The sequence below is a fragment of the bacterium genome (genome assembly GCA_012517375.1).
GTDB lineage: Bacteria > Hydrothermota > Tepidihabitantia > B3-TA06 > B3-TA06 > JAAYVC01.
This window is the reverse complement of the sequence record JAAYVC010000095.1, coordinates 1-16,280: the sequence shown is the minus strand read 5'-3', so window position 1 is coordinate 16,280 and position 16,280 is coordinate 1. Positions and strand designations below refer to the sequence as shown.

The window sequence follows — 16,280 nt, the reverse complement described above, 5'->3', positions numbered from 1 at the left end:
TTATAATTTTATTATGCGGTTGTATTTGGTTTTGTCAAGTACGGGTTTCAGGAAGAAAGAAATTCAGCCACCCAATCATCAGCTTCTTTCAATGTTTCAAAGAAGTGGCTGTGGTCTACGAATCCAATCCCTTTGCAGAAAAGCTCTATGAAACGTCTGAGATTGAGTGATCCCCCTGCAACAACAAGCTGGACTTTTCCGCCGTAATGCATTGAAGCTTGGGTAAGCAGTTCCGAAAAAACTTGTCTTGCCCTCGCGCCCATGTGGGTGAGATTGGAAATATCAAAGTATATTATTTTAAGAGAGTAAGGAAGAAGCTCGACTTGAGTGACATATTCTTCAATAAGATCTTCAATCTCTTTCGGTTCGGGAAGCCCCTCGAGTCGCATGCGACATATGCCCTGCTCCGTAAAACTCAAGAGTTTCATTTTGCGACAAGAACGGTGGCATCGTCGTTTTTACGCCAGTAATTTTTAATCAACTCCTGAGCTATTTCGGTCGGCGATTCGGAAAGCTCTTTCTTTGTAACTTCCCAGTGCTCGCGGATTCCGTCGCTGTGCATGATTAAAACGCTTTTCTTTTTCCATGGATAACTGAAAAGCCTCGGCGTGCGAAGACTGACTCCGAGCGTACCGCTCATTGAGACAAGCCTTACCATTTCAGATGATTGAGGAAGCCATAATCTTGCACTGATGTTGCCGACTCCAATGTAGTCAATTTTCTCCTTGTCTTCGTCGATTCTAGCTATGGATGCAACCGCTCCTCTAGTATGACGCAGAATAGAATGCAATTCTTCAGGCATTTGTTCCAGGGTTTTCCGATAATTAGCGTGTATATAAGCTTCGGCTGCGGCCGCGGCTTCCCGTGCGGATTTGCCATGTCCGAGGCCGTCAATAACGGCTAAAAGCGTTTTTGGACCGTCGTGACGGATTATATGTCCATCTCCGCAAACGGTCGATTCGGGGTGAGTTCTTACTGAAACGCTGACTGTAAGGTCTCTCCTGGAAGTATCTTCGCTTTCTTTTTCAGGTGGAAGGTATTTGCGTATTTTGACATGCGTTCCTTCCTGATTCGAATGTATCTCGAATTCATCTGCAAATCGTTGTACTGAAGCCAGACCCTGTCCCAACGAGCCAGAGGAGCTTACCCCTCCCCTCAAGGCGTCCGGCAGGTTTTTGATGCCAGGTCCTTCGTCCTGCGCCGTGATTTCTATCCCGCGTAGCCCGTTTTCAGAGATTGCGTTAAAACTCAATCTTCCATTTTTGACCTTGTGCACGATAAGATTCGTGGCAAGTTCGGCAACGCAAAGCTCTATTTCGTGAAGGGAGCTTGAATAGAAGCCAAGCTTTTCTGCGAATCGCTTTACTACACCCTTAGCCCAGAGAATATGTTCGGATACTTCGATTTGAAGTTCGCCTTTTTCTGGTTTCAACTCAGCCATTTTTCAATAATAATTAAGGTTCCTGAACCAGGTTTGCTATTTATCTCCATAAAATCGACGAGTCTTTTAGAGCCGGGTAATCCTTTGCCCATACTCCGGGATGATGACCACCCGTCCTGCATTGCGAGTTCTACGTCTTCAATCCCAGGTCCTTCATCCTTGAACTCTATACGTATTCCCCGATGAGGATTTGAAAGTTCTTGAATTGTAACCTCCCCTTTTCCTGCATAGGTGTAAACGTTTCGAGCGAGCTCGGATACGGCTGTGCTTATTCTTGTCTGGTCGACAAGACCGAATCCCAGCTTTTTTGCGAATTCCTTTGCTTCGTTGCGTGCGTGAACGATATCAGATTCCTCATTAATTGGAATCATCATTCTCTTCGACCTCTGTTTCTTCTGAAGCTTCCTCTTCGTCTTTAGAACTGGAATCAAGGAGTGATTCTTCTAGGATGTGGAATCCGTCTTCCAAAGAAAGGGCGGTTTGAACGTCTCCAAGAGAAAGACCGAGTTCGACTAGGGTTATTGCGACTGCAGGCTTCATTCCTACTATTACTATTTCTGCATCCAGCGTGTTTGCCATTCGTGCAGTATCCGCAAGGGTTCGTCCAATGAAAGAATCGACCATCTCTAATGCGGAGATATCTATCAAGACGCCCTTCGCCTGCGTTTCCGAAATCCGCCTGAGGATATCATATTGGAGTTGTTCTGCCATACGGTCATGGAGGTCTGTCTGTATAGAAACGAGGAGGAAATCCCTGAGTTTGAGAATGGGAACGGGATTATTTTGCAGCATTTCAAGCCTTCTTGTTATCTTCTGTTATCTTAAGATGCAAATGTTTGAAGGCCCACTTGAGTCCTTCTGAAAGATTTGATAGGGTTTCGACTTCAGATAGATCAACTCCAAGGTGAACGATGGTTTGTGCGACTTCAGGTCTTATACCTGTAATTACGCATTGGGCGCCGAGAAGTTTCACAGATGCAACGGTTTTGAGTATGTGGTTAGCCACTGCCGAATCCACCGTTGGAACGCCCGTGATGTCAAGTATCGTGACCTTGCTTTGAGTTGAAGCAATCTCGTTTAATAGCGATTCCGTAAGTTTTTGCGAACGTCTTGTATCAAGTGCGCCTATCAGAGGCAAGACTAACACTTGATCCCAAATCTTTATTATGGGTGTTGACAGCTCCTCGATTGCCTGTCTTTGTTTCTCGATTAGGTCCAGTTTATCCTGGAGTTCCTGGGCACGATTCTGACTCTGGCGTACCTCTTCTCCGAGATCAGAAATCAAAAGATTTATGCCCGTTTCAACTGATGTTAGTACATCAGGTTCCTCCATATCGATGGAGATCTCTGACATGAAATCGCCGCCAGCGGCAGTAGCAAGCACTTCTTCGATGGCTTCGATTCTCTTTTCGAAGTTTCTGATTCCTTTTACTTTTCCTTCAGCCATTTTTACTCCTTCAGTATCTTATTACGAGGTTTCCTGAGGATTTTACATCCTCCTGATTTATTACCTCACTTGAAACCAATACAAATAGTTTTACGATACCCGTAACGTAATTATACATAATTTTCCTCTTATGCAACCCCATTGCTCGAATAATCCTTATTTTTAAAAACGGTATTAGTTAACGAATAATTATACAGAATTACCCTACAATAATCTTCTAAACTAGATACAGGGGAAAGTGAAGAGCATAGCATTATAATAATTTAACAAAAAAATAGTTTATAATCCATCCTTCAACCAGTTCAATGCCTCATCTTTACTGTTGAAAATTCGAATTCCATCTTTTGCTGCAAGACGTTGTATGAGGACAAGAGAACCGGCGTTGATAAACGCTACTTTCTTCCAATTCATCTCTCTGCAGGCTTCATCGAGAAAATTCAGAGCCTGAGGTATAAGGTATTCATCCATGATGACACCCCTTTTACTAACTTATGGTTTCGTTGTTTATTCGTTTTGAAACCATGATAGTGCCTCTTCTTCTGTTTTGAAGAATCGGACGTTTTTAGATTGTCCCGCTGCCGCGAGAGCTATCTTTGCAAGCATTCTCATGGAAGGCGACGTATTGAAGATTGCTATTCGATCGAAACCAGATTCCTTGTACATTTTAATAAGCCACTGTCTGTATTCCTTATCTTTAGGTATTTCAGTTCCTCCTTCCTTGAAATCACAAAGGAGATAACAGCGTTTTTTTCCTTCGCAGAGTTTTTTTGTCAACGGAAAAAACTCTTCCGCATCTTGCGGTGTAAACAAACCCTTGAAATTCATCCTGATGGAGCCTGTGTTATAATCGAAATAAATCTCATGCAGCATTTTAGATAACTCCCTTTTGTCTCGCATTTATTTTCAAGCGGCAATTTGACAATTCCATCAGCCTGCTTGATTCCAATGTTTTTTTAACCTGTCCTTTTAGATTGCTATTCAATTGCCCTCCTTGAGCCATTCCAAACCTTCAGAAACGGTTTTAAAATACTTCGAGACTTTATTTTTATCTATAACGGTCATTGTCGTTTTAACGAGCATGCGGATTATTGGATTTTCCGCTATGAATGCGACCTTGGAGATAGTCGTGAAAAAATCTTCGTATTCCCTGAAAGCCTTTCTTGCCGAGAGTGCAACGGAGGTCTGCTTATTTGGACTCAGATCCACAAGCACCTCCCTATTTGTTTTCCCTTCAAGTTCCTTTATTATCATCTTCCACATTCCATGCGCATCATCTGCAGAATCGATTTTGTATACCGTAACGTGAAGATACTTCTTTTCATCATTATAGGCACCCTCGAACTTTTTTTCAGTCACCATTGCTTATTACCTCCATAGGGAGAAAGGTTTGTTTAATTCCTGTTATAAAGCATAGAAATAAACATTTTTTAGTGGAAAATCTAGAACGGCGTGGCTGTTTTAGCCAGCGTTTTAAGTATAAGAAATTACTCCTCATAAACAAACTTCCTGTAACTGAATACTAGGTAGAAAAGGATTTTGCACAATACTATGGATAACCTACTGTAATAAATAGGTAATAATCCTGACAAGTACGAAATTTTGGTTGTCTGGTTCGAAAGTTATTTGTCGATTATTTGGATCTTTTCTAAATCAGTCAGAGAGCTTTTGTCATTTTCATGTAGCTATCGAAGTTAAATCGCTGTTTGAAACTCGTATCGTATCTTTGTCCTATTACCTTAAAACCTTCCCGAAGATAGAACTTGATGGCTCGTTTGTTTCTTGCTTCAACAAGCAACGAAATCCTTTTTTTATTTGAAAGCTTGGCTATTCGTTCCGCTTCTTTCATAAGCAGGGAGCCTATGCCTTGACCGCGCAATTCAGGACTTACCGCAAGACAATGAATATAATAATCCTCGTCAGGAATTTCGCCGATAAGATTCCTGATTCGTAAAAGTCTTTCAAGAAGCAGTAAGCCATAGATTCCCATTGAGGAAATCAGAAGCATTGAACTTGTCAGCGTTTCTTTTCTTTCCTCCTCGGAACCATATCCTAAAAGCAAACCTTTAACTTTGTTCTGATTAACGTACACGGAACTGTGTTGAAAACTGTGCATATTTGAAGGCAAGGAGAACATTCTTTTTAAAACATGGTTTCCCTTTTTTAATGATCCGAAACTTATGATTATAGTATCGTATCCCGTTTCGATTATAAGAGGGGCTGCATACGTGGCATCTTCCGGCCTTGCAGGCCTTACATATCCGTCAATTTTTGAGTTGTCCATAGATTGATGGTTAAGGTATAGTGTTATTGGCGATTTAACCAGTCAATCGCATCTTTATCTGTCTTAAAGAATTGAGCAGTTATTGGTTTGCCTAGGAATTTTGCTCCCGAAATGAGAACCTTAGCCATCATTCTTATGGTTGGGTCCGCCCCCACAAAAGCAATTTTTTCTTCATAACCGAGTTTTGCTGAACCTTCAGACAGCATTTGTCTGGCTTTTTTGCTGTAGACCTGCTTTGAGGCCTGCGTGAGATCTATAATGGCTCGTCTGCGTGTCTTACCTTCAAATAATTCGGCAACCTTGGCAAGGAATTCAGGTATATCATCTTCTGTTAATGTACCTATTATTCTTTCTCGTAATACATCTTCTTTGTTATCATACCAAATTTCATGTTTCATGAGTGTCCTCCTTGCGTTAAAACGTCGACATCTTTTTCCTTCCTCCTCCATAGCTTCCAATAAGGATATATTATAAGGCAGCTTTTCGGATTGTCAAGTGCGTAACTTAATCTTAAAACACGGTTTGGTTTGAAAGCTGTCAAGATTAGTCATTGCGATTCAATTGTACGCAGGATATCGATTATTTATCAGCTTGGCCTAAAGATAGCCGATAGTGTCCTCTGGATAACATCTTACTTTTAGTTGGGTTTTTGCGTTCAAGTCTATTAACAGAATCTTATTTATGAAATGTTATTGGAAGGAGAGCCAGTCTTGTAATCTACCTCAGTAATTAACAAACTAAATTGACCTCAAAAAACTTATGTGTTCCTGTATTAGATTTATGTTTTCAGGAAGATAAAGAATTATTAGTGGAAAGGGTTTAATGAATTATGCTTTCAGATTCGATTTCATCCAGAAACCAATTGCATTTTTTAAGTTCCATTAATAATTTTTTTTTCACCAATTGTTCTATAGCCGCACTTTTCATTAACATGGATAATCCGGGAATTGGATTTAGATGGATTAAGAAGAGCGCGCTCCACACCCGAATGTTCAAAGGCATAATTCGTCATGACCTTAAGGGTTTCAGTACCGTATCCTTGTCCCCACAGATCGGGTTTGCGTATCTCAAACCTATTTCGATCTGATTTCTTTCGGTATCATGATCGAGGTAGGAAGTTTCTCCTATAGGTGTTCCATTCTTGAGAAGAACAATGAATCTGAAGGATGTATTATCGAGTTTTCATTTTTCAAACAGTATTATCATATCGTAAATTGTCAAATCCAGACCGTCGGGAAATCCGACGCTTCTCATCACACGGCCGTTGTTCCACCAGGACATCAGGTCTTGCAAGAATTCGTGTTCCGCGGATAATCTTGATATCATTAAGCACAAGAAATTTCACTTTAATGTTAAAACGAAACAGTGCTACGATTTTCCAAATAGTGCTACAGAACAAATACTTGACAAACCAAAAAATATGAGTATGGTTCGCGTTAATGAGGTCTCTTTATTTAGTTAACGCCTCGATTCCTACTTTATACAACCGATTGTCGCATTTGGGGGATACCTATTATCCACGCAACAAGGGTCGCCAAGCTGTATATGAATTATGGAAAAACGAAACCGTCAAACCAGAAGAGCTTCTTGAAGCTCTGAAGACGATTCGTCCAGTTGAACCTTTAAAGGAATTTTTTCTTGTTTCGAGAGAAAGGGTTGCATCATATCCTCAATTCTTTTCAAAAGAATCGCAGCCGAAAGTTATCATAGGTCCTAAGGATTGTGATATCCGTTCTCTTATCGAGATACAGGATAATATATATCTAAAGGGGGAGGTTGAAGACCCATTCTATCGGGAGCGCAGGGAGAAATATTTTATAGTTACTGTAGATTGTCCTGAACCGCAGGATACATGTTTTTGTACAAGCATTGGCGGGAAGCCTTACTCGATATGGGGTGGCGATCTAAACATTTCATTCGGAGATGAAGGACTCTTAATCGATATTCTTTCCTCGAAAGGCGAACAATTTATAGAAAAGGCGAGTACTCTTTTCACTGAGATTCCTGAAAAAGAGCTTAAGCGACGTGAGAAATTCCGTAGCGACGCAGAACGTAATTTATCGAAAATAAATTCTTCTGAATTTCCGAATGATTTGGATAAACGTGTTGAAAAGCAAATGGATACAAAATTCTGGTCCAAGGTTTTAGAAAACTGTGTAGACTGTCAGGCTTGTGAACGCATTTGCCCGACCTGCTATTGTTTTCTGCTCTATGATACTCCAAGCGACAAGGGTTTTAATAGAATCAAAGTTCTTGATTTTTGCTACCATGCTGCCTATGGCAGAGTTGGAGGGGGAGCAAACCCCCTTGCACATTTCTCACACCGTCTTCGAAACAGATTTGAATGCAAATTCATGAGTTTTCCCAGGAACTTCAAGGTTATTGCGTGTACAGGCTGCGGCCGATGCATATCCGCTTGTTCCGGGAAAATAGACATACGCAAAGTTCTGGGGGCCCTATGAATCCCTACGAAGCCCGGCCAGCTCTTGTTAAGGAAGTGATTGTCGAAACTCCGAACATCAGGACATTCGTTCTGGAACCTAAGCCGTTTCTTGCATTCAGGGCAGGACAGTTCATTGAATTAACCGTTCCCGGAGTCGGTGAAGCGCCGTTTACTCCTTCATCTTCCCCTTACGAGCAGAAAAACATTGAAATGACAATAATGAAGGTCGGACGTGTTACCGGTAAATTATTCGATGCCAGACCTGGTGATTCCTTAGCTGTGAGGGGACCCTATGGTGTTCCTTACTCCATAGAAAAATACGAGAAGCGTCATGTTCTACTTGTTGGTGGTGGCGTCGGGATGGCTCCTTTGCGCGCGTTATTCTTCGCTCTTACGCACAATCCTACAGCATACAAAGGTATACATCTTTACTATGGCGCTCGGACCTCAAAGGACATTGTCTACGAAAGAATGTTTAAGGAATGGGCAAAGATCCAAAATGTCGAGATAAGACGAAGCGTTGATGTTGGAGACAAGAACTGGAAAGAGCAGGTTGGTGTTGTAACAATCTTATTAGATAATCTGCCTTTCTCGCCGAAAGACGGATTGGCTGTGGTTTGCGGTCCGCCAATAATGATGAAATTCGCCACTAAGCGACTGCTGGAACTTGGATTTGCCGATGAAGATATCTATCTTTCCATGGAGAAGAATATGTCTTGCGGTTTCGGTAAATGCGGACATTGCAGGCTGGGTGAGCTTTACTGCTGCAAGGATGGCCCGGTTATCACGTGGGACAGGATAAAACACCTCGAGGATCCATTTGTATGAGCGATAGAGAATCGACCGTTTGCCCTTTTTGTAATCTCGGATGCAGGCTTTCCTTTGAGGTTAAAGACGGGGAGGTCCGCAGGGTTGAATACACTGCGAATTCAAGGAATGAAGGCAGATTGTGTCCGAGAGGAAATGCTGCCTCGAGTTTCGTCAATCATCCTAAAAGATTGTATCATTCAATAGTAGAAGGAAAATCATCCTCAATTGCGGCAGGTATTGAATATCTGAGACGGCGGTTGTCGGATTACAAACCCGAGGAGGTTCTTTTTCTCTATGACAATACTTTTTCCGTTGAAGAAATCGACGCTTATTCAAACTGGATATCGGCATCGGGTTTCAAGAACATGGCGTATGTATCCTTTTCTCCGGCAAAAGTCTTTAACTATGGAAAGAGAAATAGCGTCAACCAAGACGCGGTTACGTCAGCAGGATATGCATTAATCGTCGGAGATCCTTATTCTCAGTTTTCGGTGGTATCAGGATATCTTGCAAAGGCAAAGAGCGATAATAAGGATTTTCGTTATATTGTGGTAGATTCGGTAGCATCAAACACATCGCATTTTGCCCATAAATTTATCAGGGTAAAGCCAGGATTTGAAGGTCTTTTCATGTTTGGCTTGTGGAAGGTCCTAACAGGAAAGGATAAGGAATCAGCACCGCTTGCAGAGGCTTTGGACCTTGAGACGGGCGCTTTTGAGAGTACGGCAGGCATGATTCGAAATAGGGAAGGCATTCTTATTAATTCTCCGGTTTATGCCCGCAGTTTTGATCCTTTCCTGACGCACGCAGTCTGCCTGAGACTTGCTCGCGATATTGATGGTATTACCTATTTACCGTTGGGAATAAGAACCCCTGGCAGGGTAGCAAAGCCCTTTTCTTCATTTTTACCTATGATTATGGGCGGTAGGGTAAAAGCTATTATCAGTTTTGCCCCAACCTTCCCATGGGGGCTTATGCATTTGCGGTCCGTACTTAAGAAAGCGGACTTCGTTTCTTTGTCGAGTTTCTTTATTCCTGAAGGCAGATTCGAATTCGATTTGCTTTTGCCTATGGCGTCTGAACTGGAAAAGAAAGGAACTATTCAAACGGTTTTCGGGGAAGAGAAATTGAATCTTGTTATTCCTTCAATTTCCGGAACATTGAGCGTCGGTCATTACCTTGATAGAATTTCGGGTTCACCTCTGGCATCAAAAGGCTCTCTGCCGGACTACTATGAAGATTTTGCAGATTCTGATATAGAAATCAGAGCAAAAGCCTTATTGGATATGGCCTCTGAAAAACCAAAAAAGGGTTACAAGCACTTATTAATGGCTTCTGAACCGGCAATAGGATTTATGTCGGTTTTCGAGAATGAAGACTGGATTAAAATCAATCCTAGAGATGCCCAGATAATAGAAGCAAGTCAAGGGGATGAAGTAGGAGTTGAAACGGAACAAACCGATATTGCTTTGAAGCTCGTTATATCTGAAGAGATTCCCCAGGGTGCAGCTTTGGTAAGCGCCAATCACGGCCCTTCCCTGGCTTTGTTTGAATTAAGCACCGATTCTTCTACATGCGAGGGACTACTGAAACCGACATGGAGCAGGTTATGGAAAAAGTGATAGTTTTGGATTTGGATTTATGCTGCGGATGCGAAAGCTGTAAGGCTGCGTGTATGCAGTCGCATCACGGAGAACCAAGGATCAGGCATGGCCACATTGAAGGTCAGGCAAATTTGCCTTCGGCCTGCCGACATTGTGAAGACCCCCTTTGCGTTGCGGCATGTCCTTCAGAAGCGCTCGTTAAGGATAAGAAGACGAATCTTGTTATACACAAGCCTTTTCTATGCGTCGGTTGTCAGAGTTGCTCTTATGCATGTCCGTTCGGCGTAATTCAAAGGAATCTGGTTCGTCATATTGCAGCGAAGTGTGATTACTGCAAGGAAAGACCGGAAGGTCCGAGGTGCGTTGCCAGCTGTTCATCGGGCGCCCTGCGCTACATAAGCGTTTCAGAGTTACCCAAAGCGCCCATAAACGACAGATTCATTTCTCGTTCTTCTTCGTGGAGGCGTCAATGAAAATGAGTCCCGGCTGGATTTTCTTCTATCTTCTCGTTTTTCCGGGCTTCCTTTTCTCCTCGATAGTGGGGCTGATATACACGTGGATAGATAGAAAGGTAACTGCAAGGGTTCAATTCAGGGTTGGTCCACCATTGCTTCAGCCCTTTTATGATTTTTTCAAGCTTTTGGGTAAAGATACATTCGTGCCTGATGGGGCGCCCAGGGCAATCTTTCTTGGAGCGCCTCTTTTAGGACTTGCTTCGGTTAGTATTCTCTCGACCATTCTGCTCGTTTCTAACATTTTACCGCATGAGACTTTCCTCGGTGACATAATAGTCGTTCTCTACATTTTTGCATTCGTACCCATTGTTCTAATCGCCGGAGCATCCGCTTCCTCGAATCCCATATCGGCGCTTGGTGCGTCTCGTGAGATGACATTATACCTTGCGTACGAACTTCCACTACTCCTCTCGCTTGCAACGATTATTGTCAAATCTGGCGGCATGCTAAGAATAGGGGATTTGTTGATGTGGCAGTGGACACATCATCCGTTTTTGTATTCTTTATCAGGGGCACTCGCATTCGTTGCCGCATTTCTTTGCATACAGGCAAAGCTCGGTTTTGTTCCTTTTGACATGGCTGAAGCCGAGCAAGAGATCATGGGCGGAACGATAATCGAGTATTCAGGACCGGCGCTAGGCGTACTCAAGCTAGTAAAGGCAATTCTGTATTTTGTTTCCAGTTTGTTCCTCGTGATAATGTTCTGGGGTGGTTTTCGTTCTCCACGAGACGGTTGGTGGTATATCTTTGGTTGGCTTAAACCGGTGGCAGTTTTCGTTCTTATTGTGCTCGTAAAAAATACGAATCCCCGTCTCAGGATTGATCAAGCCCTTCGTTTCTTCTGGTCTATAGTTCTAGTTATCGCTTTGGCGGCTTTTGTTTTGGCCGCTGTAGGTTTGTAATGTTTAACGAATGTAATTTAAGGAGCCAAGATGCTTAAAGGACTGAAAAAAGCCGCTCTTACTAAATCGCTTTGGGTATACCATGTGGCTGCAAGTCCTTGCAACAATTGTGATATTGAAATCCTGGATCTTTTAACGCCCCGGTTCGATGTGGAACGTTTTGGGTTGCTACTTGCCGGCTCTCCTCGGCATGCAGATGTTCTTCTGGTAACAGGCGTAATAAACAAGAAAGTGTTGGACAGGGTTCTAAGAGTGTATTCGGAAACTCCGAAACCGTGCGTCGTTGCGGCTTTTGGTTCCTGTGCAATATCGGGCGATCTGTTTGTTGATTCCTATAATTTTGCAGGACCTGTGGATAAGCACATTCCGGTAGACGTATACATTGGCGGCTGCCCGCCCAAGCCCGAAGCTATGATATTGGGTGTAGTAAGGGCAATAGAAAAAGTCAAAAGCATTAAAGGATTGTGATGGCTGAAAAAAACGGTGCGTGGCTTGCGAAACAACCTGAGAGTTTTAAGGAAATAGAAAAGCAGTTGAAGGCATTCTACCCAGTCGGGGAGTTAACCCTTTACCGCAAAAGGCGCTGGTACTGGGAAGTGAAACCGGAGGATATAGTAAAGGTTGCGGATTTCTGTTTTAATGTACTCGGCTGCCGTTTTTCGATTGCTACAGGCACGGACTTGACCAAAGGTTTTACTATTACCTATCATTTTTCAATAGACCGCATAGGGCTTTTGATAAACGTCAGAGTTCTGCTTCCACATGATTCAGCTGAGATTGATTCCCTTACTGTACTTGCTCCTGGTTTTGAGTGGATAGAGCGGGAGTTGCAAGAACTTCTGGGGATTAAATTCCGCGGCCTTGAAGATACAAGACATCTCCTTCTTCCTGACGATACACCTTCAGACTACCATCCTTTGAGGAGGTCCTTTGGCTGAACTTGAACGCAGGGTTATACCTATAGGTCCTTTCCACCCATTGCAGGAAGAGGCTGAATTTTTCAAGTTGAAGGTTGAAGGCGAAAAAGTTGTTGGATTGGATATACAGCTTGGTTATATGCACAGAGGGCATGAAAAGTTGTGCGAAGGAAAGACATACGATATGATTCCTTTTGTTGTAGAGCGTATTTGCGGCATATGCTCTTCTTCCCATCCCTTTGCATACGTTCAAGCGGTAGAAGATGCAGCCGATATTGATATACCTCTTCGTGCCAAATATATCCGTTCAATAATAGGTGAATTGGAACGGCTTCATTCCCATCTTTTATGGGTGGGACTTGCAGGACACTTTTTGGGGTACAATACGGTGTGGATGTGGGCTTGGAAATACCGCGAACCAGTGCTTGAAATGTTCGAGATGATTACGGGTAACCGCAACCATTACGGCATATTCAAACCAGGTGGAGTCAGACGTGATATTGAACCCGGAATGATTCCTCTTTTGCTTGGAGTTCTCGAACAAGCTGAAAAGAAAATTACAATGCTTACCAAAGCGGTTCTGGATGACCCTGTACTCCATAAAAGACTCGAAGGCGTCGGCGTATTAACTAAGGAACAAGCCCTTGCCTACAGCGTAGTCGGGCCTACTGCGAGGGCATCAGGCATTGCAATTGACGTTCGAAAGGATGATCCTCACGCAGCATACGATCTTGTAGACTGGAAGGAGATAGTCTGTGAGGAGGGAGATGTATTCGCAAAAGCCAAAGTGAGGCTTCTTGAGTGTTTTGAATCGATTAAAATTATCAGGCAGTGCCTTAAGAATCTACCGCCGGGGGAGATCGATATTCGCATGGAGTTCGCTCCTGACGGCGAAGGCGTTGGCCGTTACGAAGCTCCTCGTGGAGAGGTTTTTCATTACGTAAAGGGCAACGGCTCGATATACCCGCAGCGTCACAAGATTCGTGCACCAAGCTATATGAATATCAAATCCAACGAAGTTGCCGTTCTCGGGGATACTGTTGCCGATGCGGCTATAACTCTAGCGGCTGTCGATCCATGCTACTGCTGTACGGAGCGAATTGCAGCGTTCAATACCAAGGGTGATCTTCTTTACACGTGGAATGATCTTGTTCGCCTTTCCTGCGAAAAAACTTACGCTATGGGAGGGGGAGCGTGAACTATAACCTTCTCCTTCTCATCGCTACGCCATTTGCGGCAGGTCTGCTTGTTCTTTTCCCCGGCAGATTCCTTAGGCCGCTTAGATGGGTAATAAGCATCTTAGGAATCTTAGGGGCTGGTTTTTTCCTTTACAAATGTTTTATTGATAAGAATAATACGGGGTTGAGTGTTTGGCGCATTATCGGTTCGTCCAATCTTCCTCAGTTTTTAACCTCTCCGGTGTTTGTCTTGATTGCGGCCGCTTTCCTGCTTTTGTGGCTTTTTGTCATGCTCTACTCCTTTGGGTATTTCAAGAAGGGCGAGGAAGCGGACACGGAGTATTATTCCCTCACGCTCTTCATGCTTGGTTCCATACTCGGTTTGCTCTTTACTAATGATCTGGTTTTCCTCTATCTCTTCTGGGAGATAGCGGCTTTGACAACATGGAGGCTCGTTGGATTCGAAAGAACAGGGGAGAAAATCTCTATAGCGACCAAGACAATACTTGTTAACTTCTTTGGATCAGCGCTGATGCTAGTCGGTTTTCTGCTTCTTGTGCTTCAATTCAATTCATTCAACCTCGCCGATATGGTGGGCGCAGAGATTCCTTTACTTGCAGGGATATTGATCCTCGCAGGAATTTTCGCAAAATCTGCAGTAATACCGCTTTATATCTGGTTGCCCGATGCTCATCCTGCAGCGCCTTCTCCGACAAGCGCGCTTCTATCCGGCGTCATTGTTAAGATAGGCCTTATTGCTTATATAAAGCTCTTTACGCAGACGTTTGTCACTCCTCCAGAATGGAAAACTGCGTTGCTCTGGATAGTTCTTCTGTCGAGTCTTGTTGCAGGCGGAGCGGCCATGGTCGAAAAAGACTTCAAACGCATACTTGCCTACTCTACAGTGAGTCAGGTTGCTTTTATTTTTGCAGGATTGATCCTCGTTATGCAGATATCGGGATTTGTGGGCGGCGTCTTATATATTGTTGCGCATTCCCTTGCAAAAGGGACTCTATTCCTTGCATACGGAATCGTAGGCCATGAAACAGGGGAGAGGGATATTACGAATCTCGGAAAGCTGGCCGGAAAAATGCCTCTGTTGTTTGTATCTGTTCTTATTGCCTCCCTCTCAATTATCGGACTCCCTCCCTTTCTGGGCTTTTTCGCCAAGATTGGCGTTATATTTAGCATTGTTTCCTCGAATGCTTTGATAGTGGCTGGTGGTTTTATCCTTTCATCAATTCTTACCTTGCTTTACATGCTGCGACTTTTTTCAAGGGTATTTCTTTCGGGTAAGACACCGGAACGCGAGTTCCGCCAGCCTCTTTACTTGTCCTTGATTGTATTTATACTTTCCCTGATTCTTGTTGCAGGCAGCGCGGCAGTAAAACCAATAATTTCGTATCTTGGAGGTATAAGATGAAGCTGGATATTTTCCTCGATCCTTTGTCTCTATTAATACTTATACCTCTTTTCGCGGCAATTCTTGCGTTTCTCATCAGGCCTATTCGCAGATATGTCGCATTATTATCTGCGGCCGGGGTGGGTTTTTTCGCCGTCCTTATCTTCATTGATATTATAAAATCAGGTTCGAAAGCTATCTTGTTGCCGCGCGTGTTCGGGATAGCGAATTCTCTTTCTGTCGATTATCTTTCGGCCATAATGCTGCTCCTTGTTTCGTTCTTCGCCTTCATGATTTTCATATATTCATTTAAGTTTGGTTCCGGTCCCAAGGGGGATTGGCGATTCTTTGTTTTTTCGCTCCTTACATACAGTGCGGCTAATGGCGCCTTGATTTCAGGTTCGGTTCTTGTTCTGTATCTTTTCTGGGGCATACTGCTTTTTACGGTCTACGGGCTTCTTTTCTTCGGTAAAGGCGATGTCGAATCAACCGCTTCAAAGATGTTCATCCTGAACGGCACGGCGGATTTTCTGCTTCTTTTCGGATTACTCGTATTCATTTTCTACACCAAACAATCCGGAATGAGCGTGGAGCCAGGCCAGTTATCCTATTTTCCCAAGACTATTCTTCAGAGATTCACCCTTAACAATCCTCTTGCAATAATCTCGTTTGTCTGTATTGCGGTCGGCGCATTGACTAAGGCTGGTTCATTTCCTCTGCATACGTGGATACCGAAAGCGGCTGAGACCGCACCAGCCGAAACAATGGCTTTCATACCTGCCAGTCTCGACAAGATACTCGGCATCTACCTCTTCTTAAGACTTTGCTATTCGGTTTTTGAAATACGCTCCAACACGACGATACAGATAGTATTCCTTTCGATAGGTGCTGTGACAGTTCTGGCGGCTGTATTCATGGCTTTAGTTCAAAAAGATGCATTTAAGCTCCTGTCATATCACGCCGTAAGCCAAGTCGGTTATATGGTGTTAGGGATTGCGTCCGGCACCATTTTAGGTCTTGTCGGTGGATTGTTTCATATGATGAACCACGCTCTCTATAAGAGTTCTCTTTTCTTGACAGCCGGGTCTGTTCAGCGAAACACCGGAGAAACAAATCTCGATAAGCTTGGCGGTCTCGCAAGCGCGATGCCTCTTACGTTCTTTTCCTTCACAATATCGGCTCTGGCCATTTCCGGTGTTCCTCCTTTGAACGGGTTTATCTCCAAGTGGCTTGTCTATCAGGCTCTGGTTGATATTGGTTCCAGGAATCCCGTATTCTATATCTTTCTTGTTGCCGGCATGTTCTGAAGCGTTCTCACTCTTGCGTCTTTCCTCAAGCTT

General features: G+C 43.5%; 21 protein-coding genes. 10 read left to right on the top strand and 11 right to left on the bottom strand.

Going from position 1 to position 16,280, the window contains the following annotated elements:
* Positions 1-47: 47 nt before the first annotated feature.
* The 11 genes from GX441_09915 to GX441_09865 all read right to left on the bottom strand — a co-directional run bounded on the left by GX441_09915 (position 48) and on the right by GX441_09865 (position 6,235).
* Positions 48-428, bottom strand: a complete 381-nt coding sequence (locus GX441_09915; GenBank protein ID NLI98956.1) for a hypothetical protein — start codon at positions 426-428, stop codon at positions 48-50.
* The gene (locus tag GX441_09910) at positions 425-1,441 is read right to left on the bottom strand and encodes a SpoIIE family protein phosphatase (GenBank protein NLI98955.1); all 1,017 of its coding nucleotides are present in this window, start codon (positions 1,439-1,441) and stop codon (positions 425-427) included. Before GX441_09910 ends, GX441_09915 begins: the two co-directional genes overlap by 4 nt.
* Positions 1,429-1,815: an anti-sigma regulatory factor gene (locus GX441_09905; protein NLI98954.1), complete on the bottom strand. Its 387-nt coding sequence runs from the start codon at positions 1,813-1,815 to the stop codon at positions 1,429-1,431. The genes GX441_09910 and GX441_09905 overlap by 13 nt, the downstream gene beginning before the upstream one ends.
* Complete coding sequence (locus tag GX441_09900; GenBank protein ID NLI98953.1) at positions 1,799-2,233, bottom strand: STAS domain-containing protein; 435 nt, start codon at positions 2,231-2,233, stop codon at positions 1,799-1,801. The genes GX441_09905 and GX441_09900 overlap by 17 nt, the downstream gene beginning before the upstream one ends.
* A 1-nt stretch (position 2,234) precedes the next feature.
* Entirely contained in the window at positions 2,235-2,888 is a 654-nt protein-coding gene (locus GX441_09895; protein NLI98952.1) for an STAS domain-containing protein, read from the bottom strand.
* 279 nt (positions 2,889-3,167) lie between these two features.
* Entirely contained in the window at positions 3,168-3,356 is a 189-nt protein-coding gene (locus tag GX441_09890) for a hypothetical protein (protein NLI98951.1), read from the bottom strand.
* Between the two features lie 36 nt (positions 3,357-3,392).
* Entirely contained in the window at positions 3,393-3,758 is a 366-nt protein-coding gene (locus GX441_09885) for an STAS/SEC14 domain-containing protein (GenBank protein ID NLI98950.1), read from the bottom strand.
* 108 nt (positions 3,759-3,866) lie between these two features.
* Positions 3,867-4,247 (bottom strand): hypothetical protein, encoded by a 381-nt coding sequence (locus GX441_09880; GenBank protein ID NLI98949.1) that lies wholly within the window; start codon positions 4,245-4,247, stop codon positions 3,867-3,869.
* Between the two features lie 295 nt (positions 4,248-4,542).
* Positions 4,543-4,977, bottom strand: a complete 435-nt coding sequence (locus GX441_09875; GenBank protein NLI98948.1) for a GNAT family N-acetyltransferase — start codon at positions 4,975-4,977, stop codon at positions 4,543-4,545.
* A gap of 215 nt (positions 4,978-5,192) precedes the next feature.
* The gene (locus GX441_09870) at positions 5,193-5,567 is read right to left on the bottom strand and encodes an STAS/SEC14 domain-containing protein (GenBank protein NLI98947.1); all 375 of its coding nucleotides are present in this window, start codon (positions 5,565-5,567) and stop codon (positions 5,193-5,195) included.
* Positions 5,568-6,040: 473 nt separating this feature from the next.
* On the bottom strand, positions 6,041-6,235 hold the full coding sequence (locus GX441_09865; GenBank protein ID NLI98946.1) for a GNAT family N-acetyltransferase: 195 nt from the start codon (positions 6,233-6,235) through the stop codon (positions 6,041-6,043).
* Between the two features lie 373 nt (positions 6,236-6,608).
* On the opposite strand from GX441_09865, the gene GX441_09860 reads away from it, so the two are divergent.
* From GX441_09860 to GX441_09815, 10 genes are read left to right on the top strand one after another with little or no spacing between them, the layout of a single operon-like run.
* Complete coding sequence (locus tag GX441_09860) at positions 6,609-7,631, top strand: hypothetical protein (protein NLI98945.1); 1,023 nt, start codon at positions 6,609-6,611, stop codon at positions 7,629-7,631.
* On the top strand, positions 7,628-8,440 hold the full coding sequence (locus tag GX441_09855) for an oxidoreductase (protein ID NLI98944.1): 813 nt from the start codon (positions 7,628-7,630) through the stop codon (positions 8,438-8,440). The genes GX441_09860 and GX441_09855 overlap by 4 nt, the downstream gene beginning before the upstream one ends.
* The gene (locus tag GX441_09850; GenBank protein NLI98943.1) at positions 8,437-10,044 is read left to right on the top strand and encodes a hypothetical protein; all 1,608 of its coding nucleotides are present in this window, start codon (positions 8,437-8,439) and stop codon (positions 10,042-10,044) included. Before GX441_09855 ends, GX441_09850 begins: the two co-directional genes overlap by 4 nt.
* On the top strand, positions 10,032-10,499 hold the full coding sequence (locus GX441_09845; GenBank protein ID NLI98942.1) for a 4Fe-4S dicluster domain-containing protein: 468 nt from the start codon (positions 10,032-10,034) through the stop codon (positions 10,497-10,499). The genes GX441_09850 and GX441_09845 overlap by 13 nt, the downstream gene beginning before the upstream one ends.
* On the top strand, positions 10,496-11,443 hold the full coding sequence (locus tag GX441_09840; protein NLI98941.1) for an NADH-quinone oxidoreductase subunit H: 948 nt from the start codon (positions 10,496-10,498) through the stop codon (positions 11,441-11,443). Before GX441_09845 ends, GX441_09840 begins: the two co-directional genes overlap by 4 nt.
* 30 nt (positions 11,444-11,473) lie before the next feature.
* Positions 11,474-11,911 carry an NADH-quinone oxidoreductase subunit NuoB gene (gene nuoB, locus GX441_09835; GenBank protein ID NLI98940.1) on the top strand — a complete coding sequence of 146 codons (438 nt, stop codon included), beginning with the start codon at positions 11,474-11,476 and terminating at the stop codon, positions 11,909-11,911.
* Entirely contained in the window at positions 11,911-12,381 is a 471-nt protein-coding gene (locus tag GX441_09830; protein ID NLI98939.1) for an NADH-quinone oxidoreductase subunit C, read from the top strand. Before nuoB ends, GX441_09830 begins: the two co-directional genes overlap by 1 nt.
* Positions 12,382-12,397: 16 nt before the next feature.
* Positions 12,398-13,558, top strand: coding sequence for an NADH:ubiquinone oxidoreductase (locus GX441_09825; protein NLI98938.1), 1,161 nt, complete (start codon positions 12,398-12,400; stop codon positions 13,556-13,558).
* On the top strand, positions 13,555-14,961 hold the full coding sequence (locus GX441_09820; GenBank protein ID NLI98937.1) for an NADH-quinone oxidoreductase subunit L: 1,407 nt from the start codon (positions 13,555-13,557) through the stop codon (positions 14,959-14,961). The genes GX441_09825 and GX441_09820 overlap by 4 nt, the downstream gene beginning before the upstream one ends.
* Positions 14,958-16,247, top strand: coding sequence for a hypothetical protein (locus GX441_09815; protein NLI98936.1), 1,290 nt, complete (start codon positions 14,958-14,960; stop codon positions 16,245-16,247). The genes GX441_09820 and GX441_09815 overlap by 4 nt, the downstream gene beginning before the upstream one ends.
* Positions 16,248-16,280 lie beyond the last annotated feature (33 nt).

Excerpts from the sequence above, each read along its gene's own strand:
- GX441_09860 (NLI98945.1), top strand. The coding sequence starts at position 6,609 with ATGAGGTCTCTTTATTTAGTTAACGCCTCGATTCCTACTTTATACAAC.
- GX441_09890 (NLI98951.1), bottom strand. The coding sequence starts at position 3,356 with ATGGATGAATACCTTATACCTCAGGCTCTGAATTTTCTCGATGAAGCC.
- GX441_09915 (NLI98956.1), bottom strand. The coding sequence starts at position 428 with ATGAAACTCTTGAGTTTTACGGAGCAGGGCATATGTCGCATGCGACTC.
- GX441_09905 (NLI98954.1), bottom strand. The coding sequence starts at position 1,815 with ATGATGATTCCAATTAATGAGGAATCTGATATCGTTCACGCACGCAAC.
- nuoB (NLI98940.1), top strand. The coding sequence starts at position 11,474 with ATGCTTAAAGGACTGAAAAAAGCCGCTCTTACTAAATCGCTTTGGGTA.
- GX441_09870 (NLI98947.1), bottom strand. The coding sequence starts at position 5,567 with ATGAAACATGAAATTTGGTATGATAACAAAGAAGATGTATTACGAGAA.
- GX441_09845 (NLI98942.1), top strand. The coding sequence starts at position 10,032 with ATGGAAAAAGTGATAGTTTTGGATTTGGATTTATGCTGCGGATGCGAA.
- GX441_09885 (NLI98950.1), bottom strand. The coding sequence starts at position 3,758 with ATGCTGCATGAGATTTATTTCGATTATAACACAGGCTCCATCAGGATG.
- GX441_09850 (NLI98943.1), top strand. The coding sequence starts at position 8,437 with ATGAGCGATAGAGAATCGACCGTTTGCCCTTTTTGTAATCTCGGATGC.
- GX441_09830 (NLI98939.1), top strand. The coding sequence starts at position 11,911 with ATGGCTGAAAAAAACGGTGCGTGGCTTGCGAAACAACCTGAGAGTTTT.
- GX441_09895 (NLI98952.1), bottom strand. The coding sequence starts at position 2,888 with ATGGCTGAAGGAAAAGTAAAAGGAATCAGAAACTTCGAAAAGAGAATC.
- GX441_09880 (NLI98949.1), bottom strand. The coding sequence starts at position 4,247 with ATGGTGACTGAAAAAAAGTTCGAGGGTGCCTATAATGATGAAAAGAAG.
- GX441_09910 (NLI98955.1), bottom strand. The coding sequence starts at position 1,441 with ATGGCTGAGTTGAAACCAGAAAAAGGCGAACTTCAAATCGAAGTATCC.
- GX441_09815 (NLI98936.1), top strand. The coding sequence starts at position 14,958 with ATGAAGCTGGATATTTTCCTCGATCCTTTGTCTCTATTAATACTTATA.
- GX441_09840 (NLI98941.1), top strand. The coding sequence starts at position 10,496 with ATGAAAATGAGTCCCGGCTGGATTTTCTTCTATCTTCTCGTTTTTCCG.
- GX441_09855 (NLI98944.1), top strand. The coding sequence starts at position 7,628 with ATGAATCCCTACGAAGCCCGGCCAGCTCTTGTTAAGGAAGTGATTGTC.
- GX441_09900 (NLI98953.1), bottom strand. The coding sequence starts at position 2,233 with ATGCTGCAAAATAATCCCGTTCCCATTCTCAAACTCAGGGATTTCCTC.